This is a genomic window from Streptomyces sp. CB02414 (genome assembly GCF_001905385.1).
In the GTDB taxonomy this organism is placed as follows: domain Bacteria; phylum Actinomycetota; class Actinomycetes; order Streptomycetales; family Streptomycetaceae; genus Streptomyces.
The window spans coordinates 663,319-682,614 of record NZ_LIPF01000002.1; the positions used below are offsets into that span (position 1 = coordinate 663,319).

The 19,296-nt window shown below is 71.8% G+C and carries 18 protein-coding genes; 5 read left to right on the top strand and 13 right to left on the bottom strand.

The window, feature by feature from the left end; translation table 11 throughout:
* Positions 1–21: 21 nt before the first annotated feature.
* The 4 genes from AMK11_RS38120 to alr all read right to left on the bottom strand — a co-directional run bounded on the left by AMK11_RS38120 (position 22) and on the right by alr (position 3,375).
* Complete coding sequence (locus tag AMK11_RS38120) at positions 22–183, bottom strand: hypothetical protein (RefSeq protein WP_198941323.1); 162 nt, start codon at positions 181–183, stop codon at positions 22–24.
* A 164-nt stretch (positions 184–347) separates the two neighbouring features.
* Positions 348–890, bottom strand: a complete 543-nt coding sequence (tsaE, locus tag AMK11_RS09160) for a tRNA (adenosine(37)-N6)-threonylcarbamoyltransferase complex ATPase subunit type 1 TsaE (RefSeq protein WP_073725010.1) — start codon at positions 888–890, stop codon at positions 348–350.
* Positions 856–2,115 (bottom strand): alpha/beta fold hydrolase, encoded by a 1,260-nt coding sequence (locus tag AMK11_RS09165; protein ID WP_073725708.1) that lies wholly within the window; start codon positions 2,113–2,115, stop codon positions 856–858. Before AMK11_RS09165 ends, tsaE begins: the two co-directional genes overlap by 35 nt.
* A 93-nt stretch (positions 2,116–2,208) precedes the next feature.
* On the bottom strand, positions 2,209–3,375 hold the full coding sequence (gene alr, locus AMK11_RS09170) for an alanine racemase (protein WP_073725012.1): 1,167 nt from the start codon (positions 3,373–3,375) through the stop codon (positions 2,209–2,211).
* Positions 3,376–3,457: 82 nt separating this feature from the next.
* Between alr and AMK11_RS09175 the strand changes: the two genes are divergently transcribed.
* The gene (locus AMK11_RS09175; RefSeq protein WP_073725014.1) at positions 3,458–3,829 is read left to right on the top strand and encodes a holo-ACP synthase; all 372 of its coding nucleotides are present in this window, start codon (positions 3,458–3,460) and stop codon (positions 3,827–3,829) included.
* 15 nt (positions 3,830–3,844) lie between these two features.
* On the opposite strand, the gene AMK11_RS09180 is transcribed toward AMK11_RS09175, so the two are convergent.
* Positions 3,845–4,465, bottom strand: coding sequence for a helix-turn-helix domain-containing protein (locus AMK11_RS09180; protein WP_073725016.1), 621 nt, complete (start codon positions 4,463–4,465; stop codon positions 3,845–3,847).
* A gap of 71 nt (positions 4,466–4,536) precedes the next feature.
* Between AMK11_RS09180 and AMK11_RS09185 the strand changes: the two genes are divergently transcribed.
* Positions 4,537–5,997: a bifunctional ADP-dependent NAD(P)H-hydrate dehydratase/NAD(P)H-hydrate epimerase gene (locus AMK11_RS09185; RefSeq protein ID WP_073725018.1), complete on the top strand. Its 1,461-nt coding sequence runs from the start codon at positions 4,537–4,539 to the stop codon at positions 5,995–5,997.
* Between the two features lie 48 nt (positions 5,998–6,045).
* On the opposite strand, the gene AMK11_RS09190 is transcribed toward AMK11_RS09185, so the two are convergent.
* The 3 genes from AMK11_RS09190 to AMK11_RS09200 form a co-directional block, all read right to left on the bottom strand.
* Positions 6,046–7,182: an acyltransferase family protein gene (locus AMK11_RS09190; protein WP_073725020.1), complete on the bottom strand. Its 1,137-nt coding sequence runs from the start codon at positions 7,180–7,182 to the stop codon at positions 6,046–6,048.
* Positions 7,183–7,416: 234 nt separating this feature from the next.
* The gene (glmS, locus tag AMK11_RS09195; RefSeq protein WP_073725022.1) at positions 7,417–9,264 is read right to left on the bottom strand and encodes a glutamine--fructose-6-phosphate transaminase (isomerizing); all 1,848 of its coding nucleotides are present in this window, start codon (positions 9,262–9,264) and stop codon (positions 7,417–7,419) included.
* Positions 9,265–9,364: 100 nt separating this feature from the next.
* Positions 9,365–10,177: a hypothetical protein gene (locus AMK11_RS09200; RefSeq protein WP_073725024.1), complete on the bottom strand. Its 813-nt coding sequence runs from the start codon at positions 10,175–10,177 to the stop codon at positions 9,365–9,367.
* Between the two features lie 271 nt (positions 10,178–10,448).
* Between AMK11_RS09200 and coaA the strand changes: the two genes are divergently transcribed.
* Together coaA and AMK11_RS09210 are read left to right on the top strand one after the other, a co-directional pair.
* Positions 10,449–11,417, top strand: coding sequence for a type I pantothenate kinase (gene coaA / locus AMK11_RS09205; RefSeq protein WP_383584971.1), 969 nt, complete (start codon positions 10,449–10,451; stop codon positions 11,415–11,417).
* 29 nt (positions 11,418–11,446) lie between these two features.
* On the top strand, positions 11,447–12,388 hold the full coding sequence (locus tag AMK11_RS09210; RefSeq protein WP_073725028.1) for a DUF389 domain-containing protein: 942 nt from the start codon (positions 11,447–11,449) through the stop codon (positions 12,386–12,388).
* Between the two features lie 86 nt (positions 12,389–12,474).
* On the opposite strand, the gene glmM is transcribed toward AMK11_RS09210, so the two are convergent.
* The 4 genes from glmM to AMK11_RS09230 all read right to left on the bottom strand — a co-directional run bounded on the left by glmM (position 12,475) and on the right by AMK11_RS09230 (position 16,471).
* The gene (gene glmM / locus AMK11_RS09215; RefSeq protein WP_073725047.1) at positions 12,475–13,833 is read right to left on the bottom strand and encodes a phosphoglucosamine mutase; all 1,359 of its coding nucleotides are present in this window, start codon (positions 13,831–13,833) and stop codon (positions 12,475–12,477) included.
* A gap of 220 nt (positions 13,834–14,053) precedes the next feature.
* Positions 14,054–14,566: a 30S ribosomal protein S9 gene (gene rpsI, locus AMK11_RS09220; RefSeq protein ID WP_073725049.1), complete on the bottom strand. Its 513-nt coding sequence runs from the start codon at positions 14,564–14,566 to the stop codon at positions 14,054–14,056.
* A 42-nt stretch (positions 14,567–14,608) separates the two neighbouring features.
* A complete protein-coding gene (rplM, locus tag AMK11_RS09225) occupies positions 14,609–15,052 on the bottom strand; it encodes a 50S ribosomal protein L13 (RefSeq protein WP_043380986.1) in 444 nt (147 codons plus the stop codon).
* A 207-nt stretch (positions 15,053–15,259) separates the two neighbouring features.
* Positions 15,260–16,471 carry a glycosyltransferase family 87 protein gene (locus tag AMK11_RS09230; protein WP_073725051.1) on the bottom strand — a complete coding sequence of 404 codons (1,212 nt, stop codon included), beginning with the start codon at positions 16,469–16,471 and terminating at the stop codon, positions 15,260–15,262.
* A gap of 74 nt (positions 16,472–16,545) precedes the next feature.
* Here AMK11_RS09230 and AMK11_RS09235 point away from each other — a divergent pair, with 74 nt between their 5' ends.
* Positions 16,546–17,442: a hypothetical protein gene (locus AMK11_RS09235; protein WP_073725053.1), complete on the top strand. Its 897-nt coding sequence runs from the start codon at positions 16,546–16,548 to the stop codon at positions 17,440–17,442.
* 11 nt (positions 17,443–17,453) lie between these two features.
* On the opposite strand, the gene AMK11_RS09240 is transcribed toward AMK11_RS09235, so the two are convergent.
* Positions 17,454–18,827: a cellulose binding domain-containing protein gene (locus tag AMK11_RS09240; RefSeq protein ID WP_383584948.1), complete on the bottom strand. Its 1,374-nt coding sequence runs from the start codon at positions 18,825–18,827 to the stop codon at positions 17,454–17,456.
* Positions 18,828–19,296: the final 469 nt, after the last annotated feature.

Below are 19,296 nucleotides of genomic sequence, written 5' to 3' on the forward strand. Positions count from 1 at the left end.
TCCACCTGGGCGACCGCGGGGTCAGGCGGCCTCGCGGTGCTCCGGGACGGGCGCCCGGCGGGCCTCCGGCTCGGGTGCGCACGGCGGCGTCGAGACCGCCGCGGCGGCGGCGCAGGAAGCGAGCAGGTCGTACATGGACACACCGGTCGGCGCGGGCCCCGGCTGCGGCTTGGTCTCCGGCATGGACGCCTCCTCATGGTCGGGGGCGGGCGTAGTTAGGCTTGCCTAACTACGAGCTGGGTACCATGTGACCACGCGCAAGACCCGGAACGCAATATCTTGCCGACGTCTTGTCGGAACATCGGCGCCTCGACGGAACGCCCCGCGGCGGGCGCGGGACCGGCGGCTCAGACGGCCAGCACGCCCAGGTCGGCCGAGGTCCAGCGCTCACCGATCCCGGCCAGGGTCACGTGCCGCACCTCGTCGGTGGTGTCGCCCTCGGCCCGGTGGATCCGGAGCTGGAGCCGGTCGTCGGTCAGCTCCTCGACCTTGCCCTCGCCCCACTCCACGACGATCACCGAGTCCGGCAGCGAGACGTCGAGGTCGAGGTCCTCCATCTCGTCGAGGCCGCCGGAGAGCCGGTAGGCGTCGACGTGGACGAGCGGCGGGCCGTCGCCGAGCGAGGGGTGGACGCGGGCGATCACGAAGGTCGGGGAGGTGACGGCGCCGCGCACGCCCATGCCCTCGCCGAGTCCCCGGGTCAGCGTCGTCTTGCCCGCGCCCAGCTCCCCGCTGAGCATCAGCAGGTCACCGGCGCGCAGCACCTTGGCGAGCCTGCGGCCCAGTTCCCGCATCTGGTCCGGGGAGGTGACGGTGATCTCGACGGCGGGGGCGGAGTGGGAGGACCCGGAGGGTTCAGCCGGGTCCTGGTGTGCTGCTGGTGCTTCCATAGCCATTCACGGTAGCGGCTGCCGGGACGGCACCGGCGCGGGCGAGCAGGTCGGCGAGCCGGTCGGTGACCAGCTCCGGATGCTCCAGCATCACCAGGTGGCCCGCGTCGGGCACGAGCACCAGCTCCGCGTCCGGCAGCAGGCCGGCGACCGCCTCGCTGTGCTCGCTGGGCGTCACCAGGTCCCGCACCCCGGCCAGCACGAGCACCGGCAGATCCGCGAAACGGGCGAGGGCGTCGGTCTTGTCGTGGTCGTTGAAGGCCGGGTAGTACTCGGCGACCACGTCGATCGGCGTCGACTCGATCATCCGCTCGGCGAACCGCGCCACGGCCGGGTCGACGTCCCGGGACGCGAACGAGTACCGCTTGATGATCCCGGCGAACAGGTCCGCCGTCGCCCGCCGCCCCTTCTCCACCAGCTCGGCCCGCTGCCCCAGCGCCTTCAGCACGCCCGGCAGCACCCGCCGCACCGCGTTTACCCCGGCCACGGGCAGCCCGAAGTTCACCTCGCCGAGCCGCCCGGAGGAGGTGCCGACGAGGGCGACGCCGACGACCCGCTCGCGGATCAGGTCGGGGTACGCGTCGGCCAGCGCCATCACCGTCATGCCGCCCATGGAGTGCCCGACCAGCACGATCGGGCCCTCGGGGGCGGCCGCGTCGATCACGGTCTTCAGGTCGCGGCCCAGTTCGTCGATGGTGACCGGCCGGTCCTCCCGCACCTGGGCCACGCCCCGGCCGGACCGGCCGTGGCTGCGCTGGTCCCAGTGGACGGTGCGGACGACGCCCCTGAGGGCCGCCCGCTGGAAGTGCCAGGAGTCCTGGTTGAGGCAGTAGCCGTGGCTGAAGACGACGGTCACGGGGGCGGGGGCCTTGCGGCCGAACAGCCGCCGTCGGCGCCCGGTGAGCGCGGACTCCGTCTCCGGCTCGACGTCGTCGACCTCGTAGTACAGCTCGGTGCCGTCGTCGGCGAACGCCCTGCCGGGGGTGCCGCGCAGTCCGCCGTACGGCCCCGCCGAGTCGAGGGCGACCCGCGCCTTGTGGCGCATACCGCGGCCGACGGTCAGCCGCTCTATCGCCACGCCGGCCGCGGCACCGGCCGCGACCACGCCTATCGCGACGCCGGCGATGCCGGTCGCCCGGCGCCAGCCGCCCGCGGCGGCCTCGGTGGCGGCCTCGGTGGCGGAGGCGACGGCCGACGCGACGGCCTCCGCGTTGCTCTCGCTCACGTACACCGCTCCTCTTCGCCGGGCCCGCGGACTGCTGTGCGGATACCCGCTGGTCGTTGACTCACCTGAACCTGAAAGTGCGGACCGTGCGTGTCACTCGTTGACGTAGACGCGCGGAACGCGTGATCCGATCCGGGTGACGATCTCGTACGCGATGGTGCCGGCCGCCTGCGCCCAGTCCTCGGCGGTGGGCTCGCCGCGGTCGCCGGGGCCGAACAGCACCGCCTCGGCGCCCGGCTCCGGCCGCTCCCCGCCCAGGTCGACGACGAACTGGTCCATCGCGATCCGCCCCGCGACCGTGCGCCACTTGCCGCCGACCAGGACCGGCCCGGCGGACGAGGCGTGGCGCGGGACGCCGTCCGCGTAGCCGAGGGGGACGAGGCCGAGGGTGGTCTCGCCGGGGGTGGTGTAGTGGTGCCCGTAGCTGACGCCGTGGCCGCCGGGGACCTGCTTGACCAGGGCCAGCGAGGCGGACAGCGTCATCACCGGGCGCAGTCCGAAGTCGGCGGGGGCGCCGATCTCTGGGCTGGGCGAGACGCCGTACATCGCGATGCCGGGGCGTACGAGGTCGAAGTGGGTCTCGGGCAGGGTGAGCGTGGCCGGCGAGTTGGCGATGTGCCGCACGTCCGGGCGTACGCCCTGCCGCTCCGCGTACGCGGTCATCTCCCGGAAGCGGGTGAGCTGCGCGGCGATGGAGGGGTGGCCGGGTTCGTCGGCGCAGGCGAAGTGCGACCAGAGGCCGGTGACGCGGAGCAGCCCCTCGCTCTCGGCGCGCAGGGCCTCGCGGACCAGTTCCTCCCAGTCCCCGCCCGGCTGGCAGCCGTTGCGACCGAGCCCGGTGTCGGCCTTGAGCTGCACCCGCGCGGGCACCGCGGCCCGCCGTGCCGCCGCGACGACCTCCTCCAGGGCCCACATCCCGCTGACGGACACGTCGAGTCCGGCCTCGACGGCCTCCCGCCAGGGCCCGCCCGGCGTCCACAGCCAGCACATGATCCGCACGTCGTCCGGCAGGGCCGGGTCCGCGCGCAGGGCGAGGGCCTCCTGCGGGGTGGCGGTGCCGAGCCAGGTCGCGCCCGCCGCGACGGCCGCGCGGGCGCACGGGAGCGCGCCGTGACCGTAGGCGTCGGCCTTGACCACGGCCATGAGAGCCGCCCCGGGGGCCCGTTCGCGCAGTGCGCGGACGTTGGCCCGCAGGGCGGCCAGGTCGATCTCGGCACGGGCCCGCGTCCCCGCGTCCCGCCGAGCAGCTGTCTCACTCATCGTGGCCCCAGTCTCTCAGAGCACCCGCCGCCCGCTTCCGCCACGCACCGCGGGCCTTCGGTGAGTGGTTAGGGTGCCCGGCATGAGCATCATCGGGGTCGGGATCGACGTGGCCGAGATCGAGCGGTTCGGCGCGTCGCTGGAACGTACGCCGGCCTTGGCGCGGCGGCTCTTCCGGGAGAGCGAGTTGCTGCTGCCCGGCGGGGAGCGTCGGGGCGTCGCCTCGCTCGCCGCCCGGTTCGCGGCGAAGGAGGCGCTGGCGAAGGCGCTGGGCGCGCCGGGCGGGCTGCACTGGACGGACGCGGAGGTGTACGTCGAGGACAGCGGGCAGCCGCGGCTGCGGGTGACGGGGACGGTGGCGGCGCGGGCGGCGGAGCTGGGGGTGGCGTCGTGGCACGTGTCGCTCAGCCACGACGCGGGGGTGGCGTCGGCGGTGGTGATCGCGGAGGGGTGATCCGGACCGGCGGGGTCAGTTTCCCGCCGGCTGGACGCGGATGTGCATGCGCTCGCCCTGTGCTCCGTACAGGGCGATCCATTCGACGGGCCGGTCCCCCGCGTTGGCGATGCCGTGCGGGACGCGGGTGTCGAACTCCGCCGTCTCACCGGCCGTCAGGACGAGGTCGTGGTCGCCGAGGGCGAGGAGCAGGCGGCCGGAGAGGACGTAGATCCATTCGTGGCCCTCGTGCGATCCCTGTTCGGGACGCGGGGTCCACTCGGTGCGGGCGGTCGCGGGGGCGGGCAGGATCTGCTTGTACGCGTGCAGCCCGTCGTTGGGGTTGCGGGTGAGGGGGACCCAGGTCTGGCCGTGCCGGGTGAAGGGGCGCGGGTGGACGCGGGGGTCGCCGGTGCGGGAGCCGACCAGTTCGTCCAGGGGCAGCCGGTGGGCCCTGGCCAGCGGCAGCAGGTGCCGCAGCCCCGGCTCGCGCTGTCCCGACTCCAGCCGGGACAGGGTGGACACGGAGATGCCGGTGACGGCGCCGAGCTGGGCCAGCGTGAGGCCCCGGGCCTGCCGGATGGCGCGCAGGCGGGCCCCCAGCGAGGTCATCACCTGTGCCGTCTCCTCGTCACCCACGTCGCTCACGTCGCCCATGCAACAACTGTCCCTTATCGCGGACGGCCGGTGCCGTGCGTGATCACGGCGTACGGGGAAGACTCGACGCCATGCGGACTGCGTACAGCGTGGAGACGGTCAGGAACGCCGAACGGGAGCTGATGGCGCGGCTCCCCGAGGGAGCGTTGATGCAGCGGGCGGCGGCGGGGCTGGCCGTCGCCTGTGCCCAGGTGCTCGGCCGGGTGGCCGGCCGGGTCTACGGCGGCCGGGTGGTGCTGCTGGTCGGCAGCGGGGACAACGGCGGCGACGCCCTGTACGCCGGGGCGCGGCTGGCCCGGCGCGGGGCGGGGGTGACGGCGGTGCTGCTCTCCCCTCGGCGGGCGCACGGCGGCGGGCTGGCGGCGCTGCGCCGGGCGGGCGGCCGGGTCGCGGAGAGCGCCGGTGCCCGGGACCTGATCGAGCGGGCGGACCTGGTCGTCGACGGCATCGTCGGGATCGGCGGCAAGGGCGGACTGCGCGAGGAGGCGGTGCCGCTCGCGGACGCGGCGGCGCGGTCCCGGGCGTCCGTCGTCGCGGTGGACCTGCCGAGCGGGGTCGACGCGGACACCGGGCAGGTGCAGGGGGCGGCCGTGCGGGCCGACCTGACGGTGACGTTCGGGGCGCACAAGCCGGGGCTGCTGGTCGATCCGGCGCGGGAGTACGCGGGGTCGGTGCGGCTGGTGGACATCGGGCTGCCGCTGCCGGACGACGCGGCCGAGCTGGAGGCGTTGCAGCACGCGGAGGTGGCGCGGCTGCTGCCGGTGCCGGGAGCGGAGAGCGACAAGTACCGGCGGGGGGTCGTGGGCATCGCCGCCGGGTCGGCGCGCTACCCGGGCGCGGCCGTGCTCGCCGTCGCGGGGGCGCTGCGGGGCGGTGCGGGGGCGGTGCGGTACGTCGGTCCGGCCGGGGACGCGGTGATCGCGCGGTACCCGGAGACGCTGGTGTCGGACCAGGGCCCGAAGCGGGCGGGGCGGGTGCAGGCGTGGGTCGTCGGGCCGGGGGCCGGGGACGACGCCGGGACCGTGGCCCAGGTGCTGGCGGCCGAGGTGCCGGTGCTGGTCGACGCGGACGGGCTGCGGCTGGCCGACGCCGGGGCGGTGCGGGCGCGCACGGCGCCGACGCTGATGACGCCGCACGCCGGGGAGGCGGCGGCGCTGCTCGGAGTGGGCCGCGAGGAGGTCGAGGGGGCGCGGCTGGCCTCGGCGCGGGAGCTGGCGGGGCGGTACGGGGCGACGGTGCTGCTGAAGGGCTCGACGACGGTGGTGGCCGGGGCGGAGGGCGGGCCGGTGCGGGTCAACTCGACGGGGACGTCCTGGCTCGCCACGGCGGGCAGCGGGGACGTGCTGTCCGGGCTCGCGGGATCACTGCTGGCGGCGGGGCTGTCGGCGCGGGACGCGGGGAGCGTGGGGGCGTATCTGCACGGGCTGGCGGGGCGGTTCGCGGCGGAGGGGGCGCCGGTGGGGGCGCATGAGGTGGCGGGGGCGATTCCGGGGGCGTGGCGGCGGGTGCGGGAGGTGCTGCGGAACCCTTGAGCGGACTCGTGAGCGGACCTCCGGAGGCCCGCTCACGAGGCAGTGCACCTAGGGCTTGCCCTGGACGACGGTCGCCGCCGGGCTCGTCGGCACGCCGGCGGGACGGGACTTCGGACCCCGTCTCGTCCACCACTTCTGGGCCGGTTCCTCGACCCACCGGTACAGGAGCCAGGCGAGCGCCTGGGAGATCAGGAAGGTGCCCAGGAGGAAGACGATCGCCTCGTTGTTCGGCTCCATGCGGTGCGGCCAGTACTCGCGGATGAACTGGTTGACGGTCTGGTGGACGAGGTAGAAGGCGTAGGAACTGGCCCCGAGCGCGATCAGTGACCGGTTGGTCAGCAGCCGGGAGCGTCCCGCGCCCTCGTTCTGCACGCACGCGGCGATCAGCAGTACGGAGAGGATCGCCACGACGGGGCGGACGGTGCCCTCCATCTGGTGCGCGACGAAGGGGCTCGCCCAGTCGGAAGCGCGCGTGTAGACGACGGCGTACACGAAGAACACCAGGACCACCGCGGTGGGCCGCACGGGGACCCGGTGACCGCGCCGGAGCGCGATGGCGAAGGTCACGCCGATGAGGAACTGGGGCAGGTAGACCACCGGGTGCCGCATCACCCAGGAGGCGTCATGGCCGTTGAGGTAGTGGTCGGCCGCCATGTGCACCGCCCACATCCCGGCCAGGCCGGCCAGCGTCAACACGGCCAGGCTTCTCGTACGCAGCGCGCGCAGACGCCCGATGACCAGCGGGAAGAGCGCGTAGAAGAGGAGCTCGACACTCAGCGTCCAGGTGACGGGGTTGCCCGGCAGCGTGGGCACCGCGTCCGGCAGCCACGCCTGCACCAGCAGCAGGGAGGCGACGAAGCTGACGGCGTCCGTGCGGTCGTCACCCATGCCGTAGAAGACGGCGACGGCGGCGACGGCGGCGACCAGGTGGGCGGGGTAGATACGGCCGAAGCGCCGCCAGTAGAACACCTTCTTGCCGTTGCCCGGTTTGTGGCTCCAGGTGAGCAGGAAACCGGAGAGGACGAAGAAGAACGTCACCCCGTGTGCGCCGATCTTGGAGTACGGGAAGAGATCCGGCACTTGCCACACACCACCGCCGGGTCCCACACCGTTGAAGTGGTGGACGAAGACCGCGAAAGCGGCGAAGAAGCGCAGGCTGGTCAGCGAGGCCAGACGCGTCGGCAACGCTTTGGCCCCGTCTGTGCGTCCGGACCAGATCACGGTCCGTTTCGCGGGTGCCGGTGGGGCTGTGGTCATGAAGGTCCGCCAGTCGTGTCCGCGTGCCAAAGGCGGCCGGGCGGGAGAAACAAGCTCACCACCGGAGCAGCCGCAAACCCCCGCACTCTAGCGATCATCTCCTGATGCGCACAGAGGTACGCCCGGTGACCTTCGTCCCACACCGGCGCCGGACTGCGCCGCTCACTCCACCGTCACCGACTTCGCCAGGTTCCGCGGCTGATCCACCTCGTTGCCCCGTGCCGTCGCCAGCTCGCACGCGAAGACCTGCAACGGCACCGTGGCCACCAGCGGCTGGAGCAGGGTCGGGGTGGCCGGGATGCGGACCAGGTGGTCGGCGTAGGGGACGACCGCCTCGTCGCCCTCCTCGGCGATGACGACGGTGCGGGCGCCGCGGGCGCGGATCTCCTGGATGTTGGACACGATCTTGTCGTGGAGGACCGACCGCCCGCGCGGGGACGGCACGACCACGACGACCGGCAGGTCCTCCTCGATCAGCGCGATCGGCCCGTGCTTCAGCTCGCCCGCCGCGAAGCCCTCGGCGTGCATGTACGCCAGCTCCTTGAGCTTGAGGGCGCCTTCGAGGGCGACCGGGTGGCCCACGTGCCGGCCCAGGAACAGCACCGTGTTCTTGTGGGCGAGGGAGCGGGCCAGTTCCCGCACGGGCGTCATCGTCTCCAGGACCTGCTCGACGGCGCCGGAGATCCGGGAGAGGTCGCGCACGACGTCGCGGATCTCGTCGCCGAACTTCGTGCCCCGCACCTGTCCGAGGTACAGGGCGACGAGGTAGCAGGCCACCAGCTGGGTGAGGAAGGCCTTGGTGGAGGCGACGGCGACCTCGGGGCCGGCGTGGGTGTAGAGGACGGCGTCGGACTCGCGGGGGATCGTCGAGCCGTTGGTGTTGCAGATGGCCAGCACCTTGGCGCCCTGTTCGCGGGCGTGGCGCAGGGCCATGAGGGTGTCCATGGTCTCGCCGGACTGGGAGATCGCGACGACCAGGGTCTGCTGGTCGAGGATCGGGTCCCGGTAGCGGAACTCGCTGGCCAGCTCCACCTCGCAGGGGATCCGCGTCCAGTGCTCGATGGCGTACTTGGCGATCAGCCCGGCGTGGAAGGCCGTACCGCACGCGACGACGACGACCTTGCCGACCTCCCGGAGCACGTCCGCGGGGATGCGCACCTCGTCCAGGCTCAGCGTGCCGGAGCCGTCGATGCGGCCCAGGAGGGTGTCGGCGATCGCCTGCGGCTGCTCGGCGATCTCCTTGAGCATGAAGGAGGCGTAGCCGCCCTTCTCGGCGGCCGAGGCATCCCAGTCGACGTGGTAGGAGCGGACGTCGGCCGGACTGCCGTCGAAGCCGGTGACCGTCACGCCGCCCGGACGCAGCTCCACCACCTGGTCCTGGCCCAGCTCGACGGCGTTGCGGGTGTGCGCGATGAAGGCCGCCACGTCCGAGGCGAGGAAGGCCTCGCCCTCCCCCACGCCCACCACGAGCGGCGAGTTGCGGCGGGCGCCGACGACCACGTCCGGCTGGTCCGCGTGCACCGCGACCAGCGTGAACGCGCCCTCCAGACGCCGGCACACCAGCCGCATCGCCTCGGCGAGGTCGGCGCAGGCGGAGAACTCCTCGGCGAGCAGGTGGGCGACGACCTCGGTGTCGGTCTCGGAGGCCAGCGCGTGGCCGCGCTCCTCCAGCTCGGCCCGCAGCGGCGCGAAGTTCTCGATGATGCCGTTGTGGACGACGGCCACCCGGCCCGCGTTGTCCAGGTGCGGATGGGCGTTGGCGTCGGTCGGCGCGCCGTGCGTGGCCCAGCGGGTGTGACCGATGCCGGTCACGGCGCTCGGCAGTGGCCGCTCGGCCAGTTCCTTGTCCAGGTTGACGAGCTTCCCGGCGCGCTTGGCGGTGGCGAGGCCGCCGTCCGCGAGCACGGCCACGCCCGCCGAGTCGTATCCCCGGTACTCGAGTCGCTTCAGCCCGGCCATCACGACGTCGAGCGCCGACTGAGACCCCACGTATCCCACGATTCCGCACATGACGGGCAGCCTACGATCAGTTTCGATCGCGAACCGGCCTTCCCGTGCCCGAAATCGGAAATTCCCACCGGGGTACGAACGCCACCGGGCACACCCCGCGTCAGCCGAGCTTGGCGACCTGCGCGTCCACGACGTCCATCGGCACCTCGAAGTCCGCGCCGTTCATCATGGAGGAGAGGTTCGTGGCACTGAAGGTGGCGAGCGTGCCGCCCTTGCGGACCAGGACGATCTTCATGGGCGAGGGAGCCTCCTTGCCGATGTCGATGCCGATGGTGGCGGCGACGCCTGCGTCCCCGCCCTCGGGGGCGGCGGTCGTGGTGACTTCGGCGACCCGCATCTTCTCGCCGTCCACGGTCGCGGTGAAGCCGCCGGCGCACGTCTCGGTGGCCGTCTTCAGCTCCGTCAGCGCCTGCTCGGCGCCGCCGCCCGCGTAGGAGGCGAGGTTCAGCCTGATCATGTTCACCTGGACCTCGGTCATGTCCTGGCCGTCCGGGCCCGAGCCCTCGGAGAGCGTGTCCGTCTGCCCCTCCCAGGAGCGCTTCACCTCGGCACCCGGCTGACCCTGGGCCACCGCGGCGACGGCGAGCGCGACCGGCAGACAGGCCTTGTCGTCCGTGGAGACCTTGTCCCTGGAAACGTCCTCGTCGGCCGGGATCTCGGTGGCGACTTCGCCGCTCTTGACGTCGGCCTGCGCGAGAGCGATCTTCTCCAGTTCCGCGGCGCCCAGCGCGTCGCCCGCCGGGGCTGCCTGCTCCGACTCCGACTTGCCGTCGCCCGCCGGAGCGGACTGGTCCGACGTGGCCTTGGCGTCATCGCCACCCTCGTCGGACGACCCTCCGCAGGCGGTGACGAGCAGGGCAAGGGCGGCGGCCGAGGCCGCGAGGGCGGTGCGGCGGACAGCGGTCGTTCTCACGTCGGCACTCTTTCATCGGGGTGATGTCGCATCACGTGTCGGATCGTGTCGGATCACGTCGAGGTCTGCCGGGGCGGGCAGACGGTTTCCGCTCGAAGTTGTGCACCGTACACACGACAATCGCACCTATGATCGATAACCAGCCATCCGTACCCGCCCGTAACTTCGGCGGAGCCGTCGATCGGCGGCGGTCCGGCCGACGTGACACACCCCACCTGCCGCCCCGTTCGAACTCCGTTAACAATGGACTGTGATCTCTCCGGTCTCCTCGATGCCCCGGAGCGCCCACCGGCACCGCCCGGAGGCGACTCCCTACGTCGACCTCACCCGCCCCGAGTGGAGCGCGCTGCGCGACAAGACGCCGCTGCCGCTGACCGCCGAGGAGGTCGAGAAGCTGCGCGGCCTCGGTGACGTCATCGACCTCGACGAGGTCCGCGACATCTACCTCCCGCTGTCCCGGCTCCTCAACCTCTACGTCGGCGCCACCGACGGCCTGCGCGGCGCGCTGAACACCTTCCTCGGCGAACAGGGCTCCCAGTCCGGCACCCCCTTCGTCATAGGGGTCGCCGGATCGGTGGCCGTCGGCAAGTCCACCGTCGCCCGCCTGCTCCAGGCGCTGCTCTCCCGCTGGCCCGAGCACCCGCGCGTGGAACTGGTCACCACCGACGGCTTCCTGCTGCCCACGAAGGAGCTGGAGGCCCGGGGCCTGATGTCGCGGAAAGGTTTCCCCGAGTCCTACGACCGCCGGGCCCTGACGCGTTTCGTCGCGGACGTCAAGGCGGGCAAGGCGGAAGTGACCGCGCCCGTCTACTCCCACCTCATCTACGACATCGTCCCCGACCAGAAGCTCGCCGTCCGCCGCCCGGACATCCTGATCGTCGAGGGCCTGAACGTCCTCCAGCCCGCACTGCCCGGCAAGGACGGCCGCACCAGGGTCGGCCTGGCCGACTACTTCGACTTCAGCGTGTACGTCGACGCCCGCACCGAGGACATCGAGCGCTGGTACCTCAGCCGCTTCCGCAAGCTGCGCGAGACCGCCTTCCAGAACCCGTCCTCGTACTTCCGCAAGTACACCCAGGTGTCGGAGGAGGAGGCCCTCGACTACGCCCGCACCACCTGGCGCACCATCAACAAGCCCAACCTGGTGGAGAACGTCGCCCCCACCCGCGGCCGGGCCACCCTCATCCTGCGCAAGGGACCCGACCACAAGGTGCAGCGGCTGAGCCTGCGCAAACTGTGACGGCGCCCGGCCCACGGTAGAAATACCGGATGCTGCATCTGCGCCTGATCACCCCGGCCGACCGCACCGACGAGGTCGTCCACCTGATCGACCGGACGGTCGGCACCACGCACCTGGTCGTCCTGCCGGGCGCCGCCCGCGATCCGGTGGGCGACGTGGTCATGTGCGACGTGGCCCGCGAGGCCGGCGACGAGCTCATCAACCGCCTCCGCTCCCTGCGCATCGACAGCTGCGGCGCCATCACCGCCGAGAACATCGACCTGTCGTTGTCCGAGCACGCCGAGCGGGCGGAGCGGGACGCGCCGGGTGAGCCCGCCGACGCGGTGCTGTGGGAGCAGTTGGAGGAGGCGACGCACGAGGAGTCGACCCTCTCCATCACCTACATCGCCTTCATCACGCTCGCCACGATGATCGCGGCCTGCGGTGTGGTGCTCGACAACGCGATCCTGATCGTGGGCGCGATGGCGGTCGGCCCGGAGTTCGGCCCGCTGGCCGGCATCTGCACGGCGATCGTCCAGCGGGCCCCGCGGCTGGCACTGCGCTCACTGATCGCCCTGCTGGCGGGGTTCGCGGTGGCGATGGCGGTGACGGTGGGCTTCAGCCTCTTCATGGACGCCGTGGACCTCTTCAGCGAAGCCCAGTTGGACGCGGAACGCCCCAACACCGGGTTCGTGTACGCCCCCGACTGGTTCTCCTTCGTGGTGGCGATCCTCGCCGGCATCGCGGGGACGCTGTCGCTGACCTCGGCGAAGTCCGGCGCCTTGGTGGGCGTCGCCATCTCCGTCACCACGGTCCCGGCCGCCGCGAACGCGGCCGTAGCCCTCTTCTACGAGGACGCCCACCAGGCCTGGCGCTCGACCGAGCAGCTACTGCTCAACCTGGCCGCCATCATCCTGGCAGGCACCCTGACTCTCCTCGCCCAGAAGGCCCTGTGGGCGACCCAAAGACGCCGGATGACAAAACCCACCTAGGGGCGCGGGGAACTGCGCGACCAGCCACAACGCCGCCGCAGCCCGCAACACACAGAACCCCCACCCCGAACCCGGCAACCGAAAAACTACCCCAGCGCCGACTTGACAGAATCCGCCAGCCGCCCCGCCACAGCCCGAGCCTGCTCGATATCCGCCGCCTCGACCATCACCCGCACGAGCGGCTCGGTCCCGGAGGGACGCAGCAGCACCCGCCCGGTGCTCCCCAGCTCCCGCTCGGCCTCGGAAACCGCGGTGGCCAGCTCGGCAGAGCTCGTCACCCGCGACTTGTCCACGTCCGGAACATTGATCAGCACCTGCGGCAGCCGCTCCATGACGGCCGCGAGATCCCGCAGCGTACGCCCGGTCTGCGCCACCCGCGCCGCCAGCATCAGACCGGTCAGCGTGCCGTCGCCCGTCGTGGCGTGGTCGAGGATGATGACGTGCCCGGACTGCTCGCCGCCGAGGGCGTAGCCGTGCTCCTTCATCTCCTCCAGGACGTACCGGTCGCCGACGCCGGTCTGCGCGAACCGGATGCCCTCGCGCTCCATGGCCAGCTTGAAGCCCAGGTTGGACATGACGGTCGCGACGACAGTGTCGGACCGCAGCGCGTCCCGCTCCCGCATCGCCAGCGCGAGCACGGCGAGGATCTGGTCGCCGTCCACCTCCGCGCCGGTGTGGTCCACGGCCAGGCAGCGGTCGGCGTCGCCGTCGTGGGCGATGCCCAGGTCGGCGCCGTGCTCGACGACGGCGGCCTTGAGCAGGTCGAGGTGGGTGGAGCCGCAGCCGTCGTTGATGTTGAGGCCGTCCGGCACGGCACCGATGGTGACGACCTCGGCGCCGGCCCGTGCGAACGCCTCGGGCGAGACCCGGTGGGCGGCGCCGTGCGCCTCGTCGAGGACGATCTTCAGCCCGTCGAGGCGGTTGGGCAGGACGCCGACGAGGTGGGCGACGTACTGGTCGAGCCCCTGGTCGTAGTCCCGCACCCGGCCGACACCGGCGCCGGTCGGACGGTCCCAGGGGGCGCCGGTGCGGTGGTCGGCGTAGACGGACTCGATGCGGTCCTCCAGCTCGTCGGCGAGCTTGTGGCCGCCGCGGGCGAAGAACTTGATGCCGTTGTCGGGCATGGCGTTGTGGCTCGCGGACAGCATCACGCCGAGGTCGGCGCCGAGCGCACCGGTGAGGTGGGCGACCGCCGGCGTCGGCAGCACGCCGACGCGCAGCACGTCCACGCCGGCGCTGGCCAGGCCGGCGACCACGGCGGCCTCCAGGAACTCCCCGGAGGCGCGCGGATCCCGCCCGACCACGGCGGTCGGCCGGTGTCCGGCGAAGGTGCCCGCCTCGGCCAGTACGTGCGCCGCGGCGACGGAGAGACCGAGCGCCAGCTCTGCCGTCAGATCCGCGTTGGCGACGCCGCGCACGCCGTCCGTGCCGAAGAGTCGTCCCACTTGTCCTCCTGAGGAAACGTCACGGACGGGAGCGCTGCCGGTGCGGCCCACGCAGCGGGCTCCCGCCGTCCCGGGCGCACACCGCCCGGCATCCGATCACATGAACCTAAGAACGTCTTGTGCCGTTATACGCCCAACGGCCGGGATAAACGAACGCCCCGGCAGCACAGTGGCGTGCCGCCGGGGCGTTCGGAGTACAGCCGGTACCAGCCGGTACGACTTAGCGCTTGCTGTACTGCGGGGCCTTGCGGGCCTTCTTCAGACCGGCCTTCTTGCGCTCGACCGCACGGTCGTCACGCTTGAGGAAGCCGGCCTTCTTCAGCGGGCCGCGGTTGTTGTCGACGTCGGCCTCGTTCAGGGCGCGGGCGACACCGAGACGGAGCGCACCGGCCTGGCCGGAGACACCGCCACCGGCGATGCGGGCGACGACGTCGTAACGGTCGTCCAGCTCGAGCACCTTGAAGGGCTCGTTGACCTCCTGCTGGTGCACCTTGTTGGGGAAGTAGTCCTCAAGGGTGCGGCCGTTGATCTTCCACTTGCCGGTGCCCGGGACGATCCGGACACGGGCGATGGCGTTCTTGCGACGGCCCAGGCCGGCGGCCGGCTGGGGCTCGCCGAAGGCGGAGGCCATGGACTCCGAGGTGTACTCGCCCTCGACGGGGACCTCGGACTCGGTGGTGTAGCTGTCGATGTCGATCTCTTCGAGCGGCTGCTCGGCAGTGGTCTCGGCCACGATGCTCCTCAGATTCTCTTCAGTCTTAGGGGGTGGCCGGACTTACTGCGCGACCTGGGTGATCTCGAACGGCTGCGGCTGCTGCGCGCCGTGCGGGTGCTGGTCACCCTTGTAGACCTTCAGCTTCGAGAGCATCTGACGGCCCAGGGAGTTCTTGGGGAGCATGCCCTTGATGGCCTTCTCGACGGCCTTCTCCGGGTTCTTGTCCAGCAGCTCGTCGTAGCGCACCGAGCGGAGACCGCCCGGGTAGCCGGAGTGGCGGTACGCCATCTTCTGGGTCCGCTTGTTGCCGGAGAGGTGCACCTTGTCGGCGTTGATGATGATGACGAAGTCACCAGCGTCGACGTGCGGCGCGTAGATCGGCTTGTGCTTGCCGCGCAGGAGGGTGGCGGCAGTGGTGGCGAGACGGCCCAGGACGACGTCCTGAGCGTCGATGACGTGCCACTGGCGCGTCACATCGCCGGGCTTGGGGCTGTACGTACGCACGGTTCGTAGCCTTCGCTTCTTCAGTGAGTGGTCCTGACATGGTCACCGAAGACGATCACGACAGCCCTGACCGCACCGCGGTGACGCAAACCGCGTGCTGGTCGCTGGTCATCGGTCCCGGTGGACCGGTGTAAGGGCCCCTCACGTGAGAATGAGCAAGCCAATACACATACGATTGTGCAGAGTACCCGGGGTGGCACAGCCTGGTCAAAACGGAGCCGCGGCGGCCCGCGCGCTCGTCGGCCCGGTCCCGGCGCGCACCTCATCGACTCCGTCTGCGGACGCCCGCCCCGCGCTCGACTGCCGGGCTACCGTCACCGCCAGCACACACAGTGTGAACGCGTCCCGGAAGGCCCGCCGCTTCTCCGACTCCAGCCAGGGCCAGGTCACCCCCGGCACCTGCGGCACCAGGGAGATCCAGAACCAGACCACGCGGGCCGCCGAACCGGCGTACGGCAGTCCGGCGAGCAGCAGCGGCAGGACGACCAGGAGGTAGTGGTCGTAGGAGGGCCGGGAGACGAGGAACGCCGCCAGCATCAGGCCCGCGCCGGTCTCCGCGAGCCGCAGCGGCCCGGGGTCGGCGCGGCGCCAGCGGACGTACGCGCACAGCACCCCGGCTCCGGCCGCCGCCACCGCCAGCGCCTGGGCGAGCGCCTCCGGCACCCCGAGCCGGGGCAGCACGGCCGCCGGGGACGCCTCGTACAGCCGGACGAAGCCGTCGTCGCCGTGCAGGAGGAAGGGCAGGGTGCGGGTGAAGAAGCCGGCCGGGTCGGGCATCAGCAGCGCCGCGGCGCCGGAGGCGAGCGCGGGCAGCGCCACGGCCGTCGCCAGCGCCCGCCACCGCCCGGCGAACACGAGGAGCAGGACGACGGGCGCGAGCAGCGGCTTGAGCGCCACCGCCGCGCCGATCACCACTCCGGCCGCCGTCCACCGCCCCCGGCTCGCGAGCAGCAGGGCGAGCGGCAGGGCCACGGCCGCCGTAACCGTCCAGTTGCCGAGCCGCACCAGGTGCCCGAACGGCGCGAAGCCCGCCGCGAGCCCGGTGAGCCCCAGCACCGCGAGCCTGCTGCCGAGCGGCACCCGGTGCAGCCGCAGCGCGCACGCCCAGCCCGCCGCCAGCAGGGCGGTCACCGCGCACGGCACCAGCCACCGCAGTACCGCACCGGGCAGCATCGCCTGCGGTGCGGCGGCCAGGACCGCGCTCGGGAGGTAGAGGAAGTGCGGATCGTCGTACGGGGAGCCGCCGGCCAGCCAGGTGCGGGCGGCCCGCACGACGATCGCGTTGTCCATCCCCCCGTCCGAGGTCACCCGCGCCGCGTGCCCCGCGCACGCCGCCAGCACCGCCAGGAGCACCGCCCACAGCGGCCCGCCCGCCGGCCGCACCAACCACCCGGAGATGTCGCTTTTGCCCGTCCGCATGGACGGAACGCTAGGTCCTGCGGGGCCTCCACAGCCGCACCAGCACGCCGCACGGCCCGTCTAAGATGCCGCCCATGAGCTTTGGGCAGGGGGGACCTCAGTCGCAGTGGGATCCCTGGAAACCGCAATCGCAGCAGCCGTCCCAGCAGCCCTGGAACAGCGGCCAGGGCGACAACACCCCTGACTGGGCCGCCCTCGCCGAGGCCTCCGAGGCCCGCGCCAAGCGTCGCCGGCTGCTCTTCATCGGCGGCGGCGCCCTGGCCACCGTGGCGATCGCCAGTGCCGTCGCCGTGGCCGTCGTCTCGGCGAACGGCTCCGGGCAGGCGTCGGACGGCCCCTCCTCGCAGCTGCCCGCGACGGCGGACATACCCAGCGCCTCGGCCACCGACCCGTCGTTCGCGCCGACCAGCGCCCCGCCGCCGCTGGACCCCAAGGACTTCATCTCCAGCGTCAAGAAGGACAAGGCCCCCCTCAGCCCCGACGCGCTCTTCCCCGGCACCCAGCTCACCATGAGCGGGACGGTCTACAAGAAGGGCCCGACGGCGGACACCCGCACCTGCGGCTCCGCGGCCCAGAAGACGCTGCCGAAGGTCCTCACCGACAACGACTGCACCCGCATGATGCGGGTCACCTACACCCAGGGCGACGTGGCGGTCACGGTCGGCGTAGCCGTCTTCGACACCGAGGCGCAGGCCGTCAAGGCCAAGCAGCAGGCCGACAAGAAGAGCATCATCCGCTCCCTGTCCGGCGGCGGCGTGAAGTCCTTCTGCACCGGCGCCGTCTGCCGCTCCACCACCAACTCCTACGGCCGCTACGCCTACTTCACCGTCGCCGGCTTCACCGACGGCAAGGACGTGACGGAGAAGACCACCGAGGTGTTCAAGGCCGGCGACGACCTGGCCGAGTTCGCCTTCCGCCAGATCCGCCGCCGCGGCGAGGCCCAGGCGTCGGAGGCGGCCCAGGCGGGCTGACCTCCGCCCGGTCAGTCACTCCCCGCGAGCGTGTTCACGTGACTCGTGCCCGCGGCGGCGTAGTCGGCGGCGGCCTTCGCCGCGTCGTCAGGGGCGACGGCCTGGCCGGACATGACGTAGACCCAGTCGACCTTCATCTCCCAGGAACGCTCCCCCTTGAAGGGAAGGTCGATGAACCAGTTGCTGAAGTTGATGCTCATCGGCTCGCGCGGGAGGTACTTCTTCCCACTGGTGAACAGCGTTTCGCCGTCCACCGAGTACGTGACCTTGCCGTCGGCCGCGGTCATGGCCAGGGTGTGCCAGCCGCCGAGCTTCCGCTGGTGGGGCTCGGTGACCCGGTCGCCCAGGTCGCTGCTGCGCCAGCTGGTGGTGTCGAGGATCGGGCCGTAGCGGCCCCAGCCGCCGTTCGCCATGTACTCGAAGTCGAGTTCGCTGTACTTCTTCGACCTGTGGTCCGGCGAGATGGCGAAGACGGACTGGGAAGCATGATCACCGTCCTCACCGGTCACCGGCTCGTCGGTGAAGTACACGCGGGCGACGAATGTGCCTTCGCGGAACACCGGGCGCGCGGTGTGGAATTCGGACTGCACCGTGCCCTTCTCGGTGCCGTCGGTACGGGCCTCCAGCCGCAGCGCCTGGCCGCCCTCACCCTTCTCGCCGGCGGGAAACGTGACCCCCTTCGCCGACCACGAGTCCTCGACGCCCGGGCCGCCCGCGCCGTCGCGCACCTCCCAGCCGTTGGCGGCGAGTGCCGGGTCCTCGGGGCCCGTGTAGGCGAAGTCGTCGAAGAGGAGGCCGTCGGGCGGCCGCACCGCTTCGGCGGGGGCTCCCGCGTTCGCGCGCTTCCCCGACCCCGTGGTCTCCCCCTGCGGTCCCTCGCCCCACACCTGGGCCCCGGCCAGGTAGGCGGTGACCCGCTCGGACTCCTGGTACGACGTCTTCTCCGCGTCGAACGAGTAGTCGTCCGCCTGGTCCAGCTTCTTGTCGTCGACGCGGTACAGCTGGAGCCCTATCGCCTGGGTCGTCCCACCGGGCTTCAGGGTGCCGGCCTCTCCCGTGAAGCCGATCTCCAGATAGCGGTCGGCCTTCGGACCGGCCTTCTGCGCGGGGGCCGTGTGCAGGGTGACCTTGGAGCAGTCGAGGGACGTCTGCACGCAGTTGGCCGCGAACTGGGCGCCGTCGTCGGCGGTGTAGTGGTACCGGACGGTGACGTCGGCGAGGTCGACCGCCTTGTCCGACGTATTGACGACTTCCAGCCACGGCCTGGCGGCGTCCGTCACCGTCGAACCTTCGGTGCGATAACGGACGGTCAGGGCGGTGGACTCCTCGTCCGACGGCCACCATCGATAGGCGGCCGCACCGGCGGCGGCCAGAAGGACCACCACAAACATAATGATAAGGGCGCTTCGCCCTTTACCAGATGATTTACTGCGATGGGACACGGAATACCCCAGATTCGACGGCCGACTGTCGTGCGAATCTTAGGCACACGCTCACCTCACCCTCACAACCAACCCCATCCGGTCACTGGAGTGACCTTCATCACGCCGAAATAGCACAACCCCTGCCGTGATTGCCTGAATTGCTTGGGTTCACAAACCGATGAGGGATAACGGGGGACTAACGCCGTGTCCAATTTGCGTCGGATACCCCCACAAGTAGTGACCTGCTCAAGCACTCAGCAGTCGGACATGCTTGCGGTATCTTCACAAGCGCCTTCGCACTGCCCACACGGAGTGGGTGTGTCATCTCAAAAGAAAACAGGGTGGGGGGATCGCCTTGTCCGTCATCGACACGGGCCACGACCGGGCTGAGTCGCAGCCGGCGGCCCGGAGCCGTCACCGAAGAGGCCGC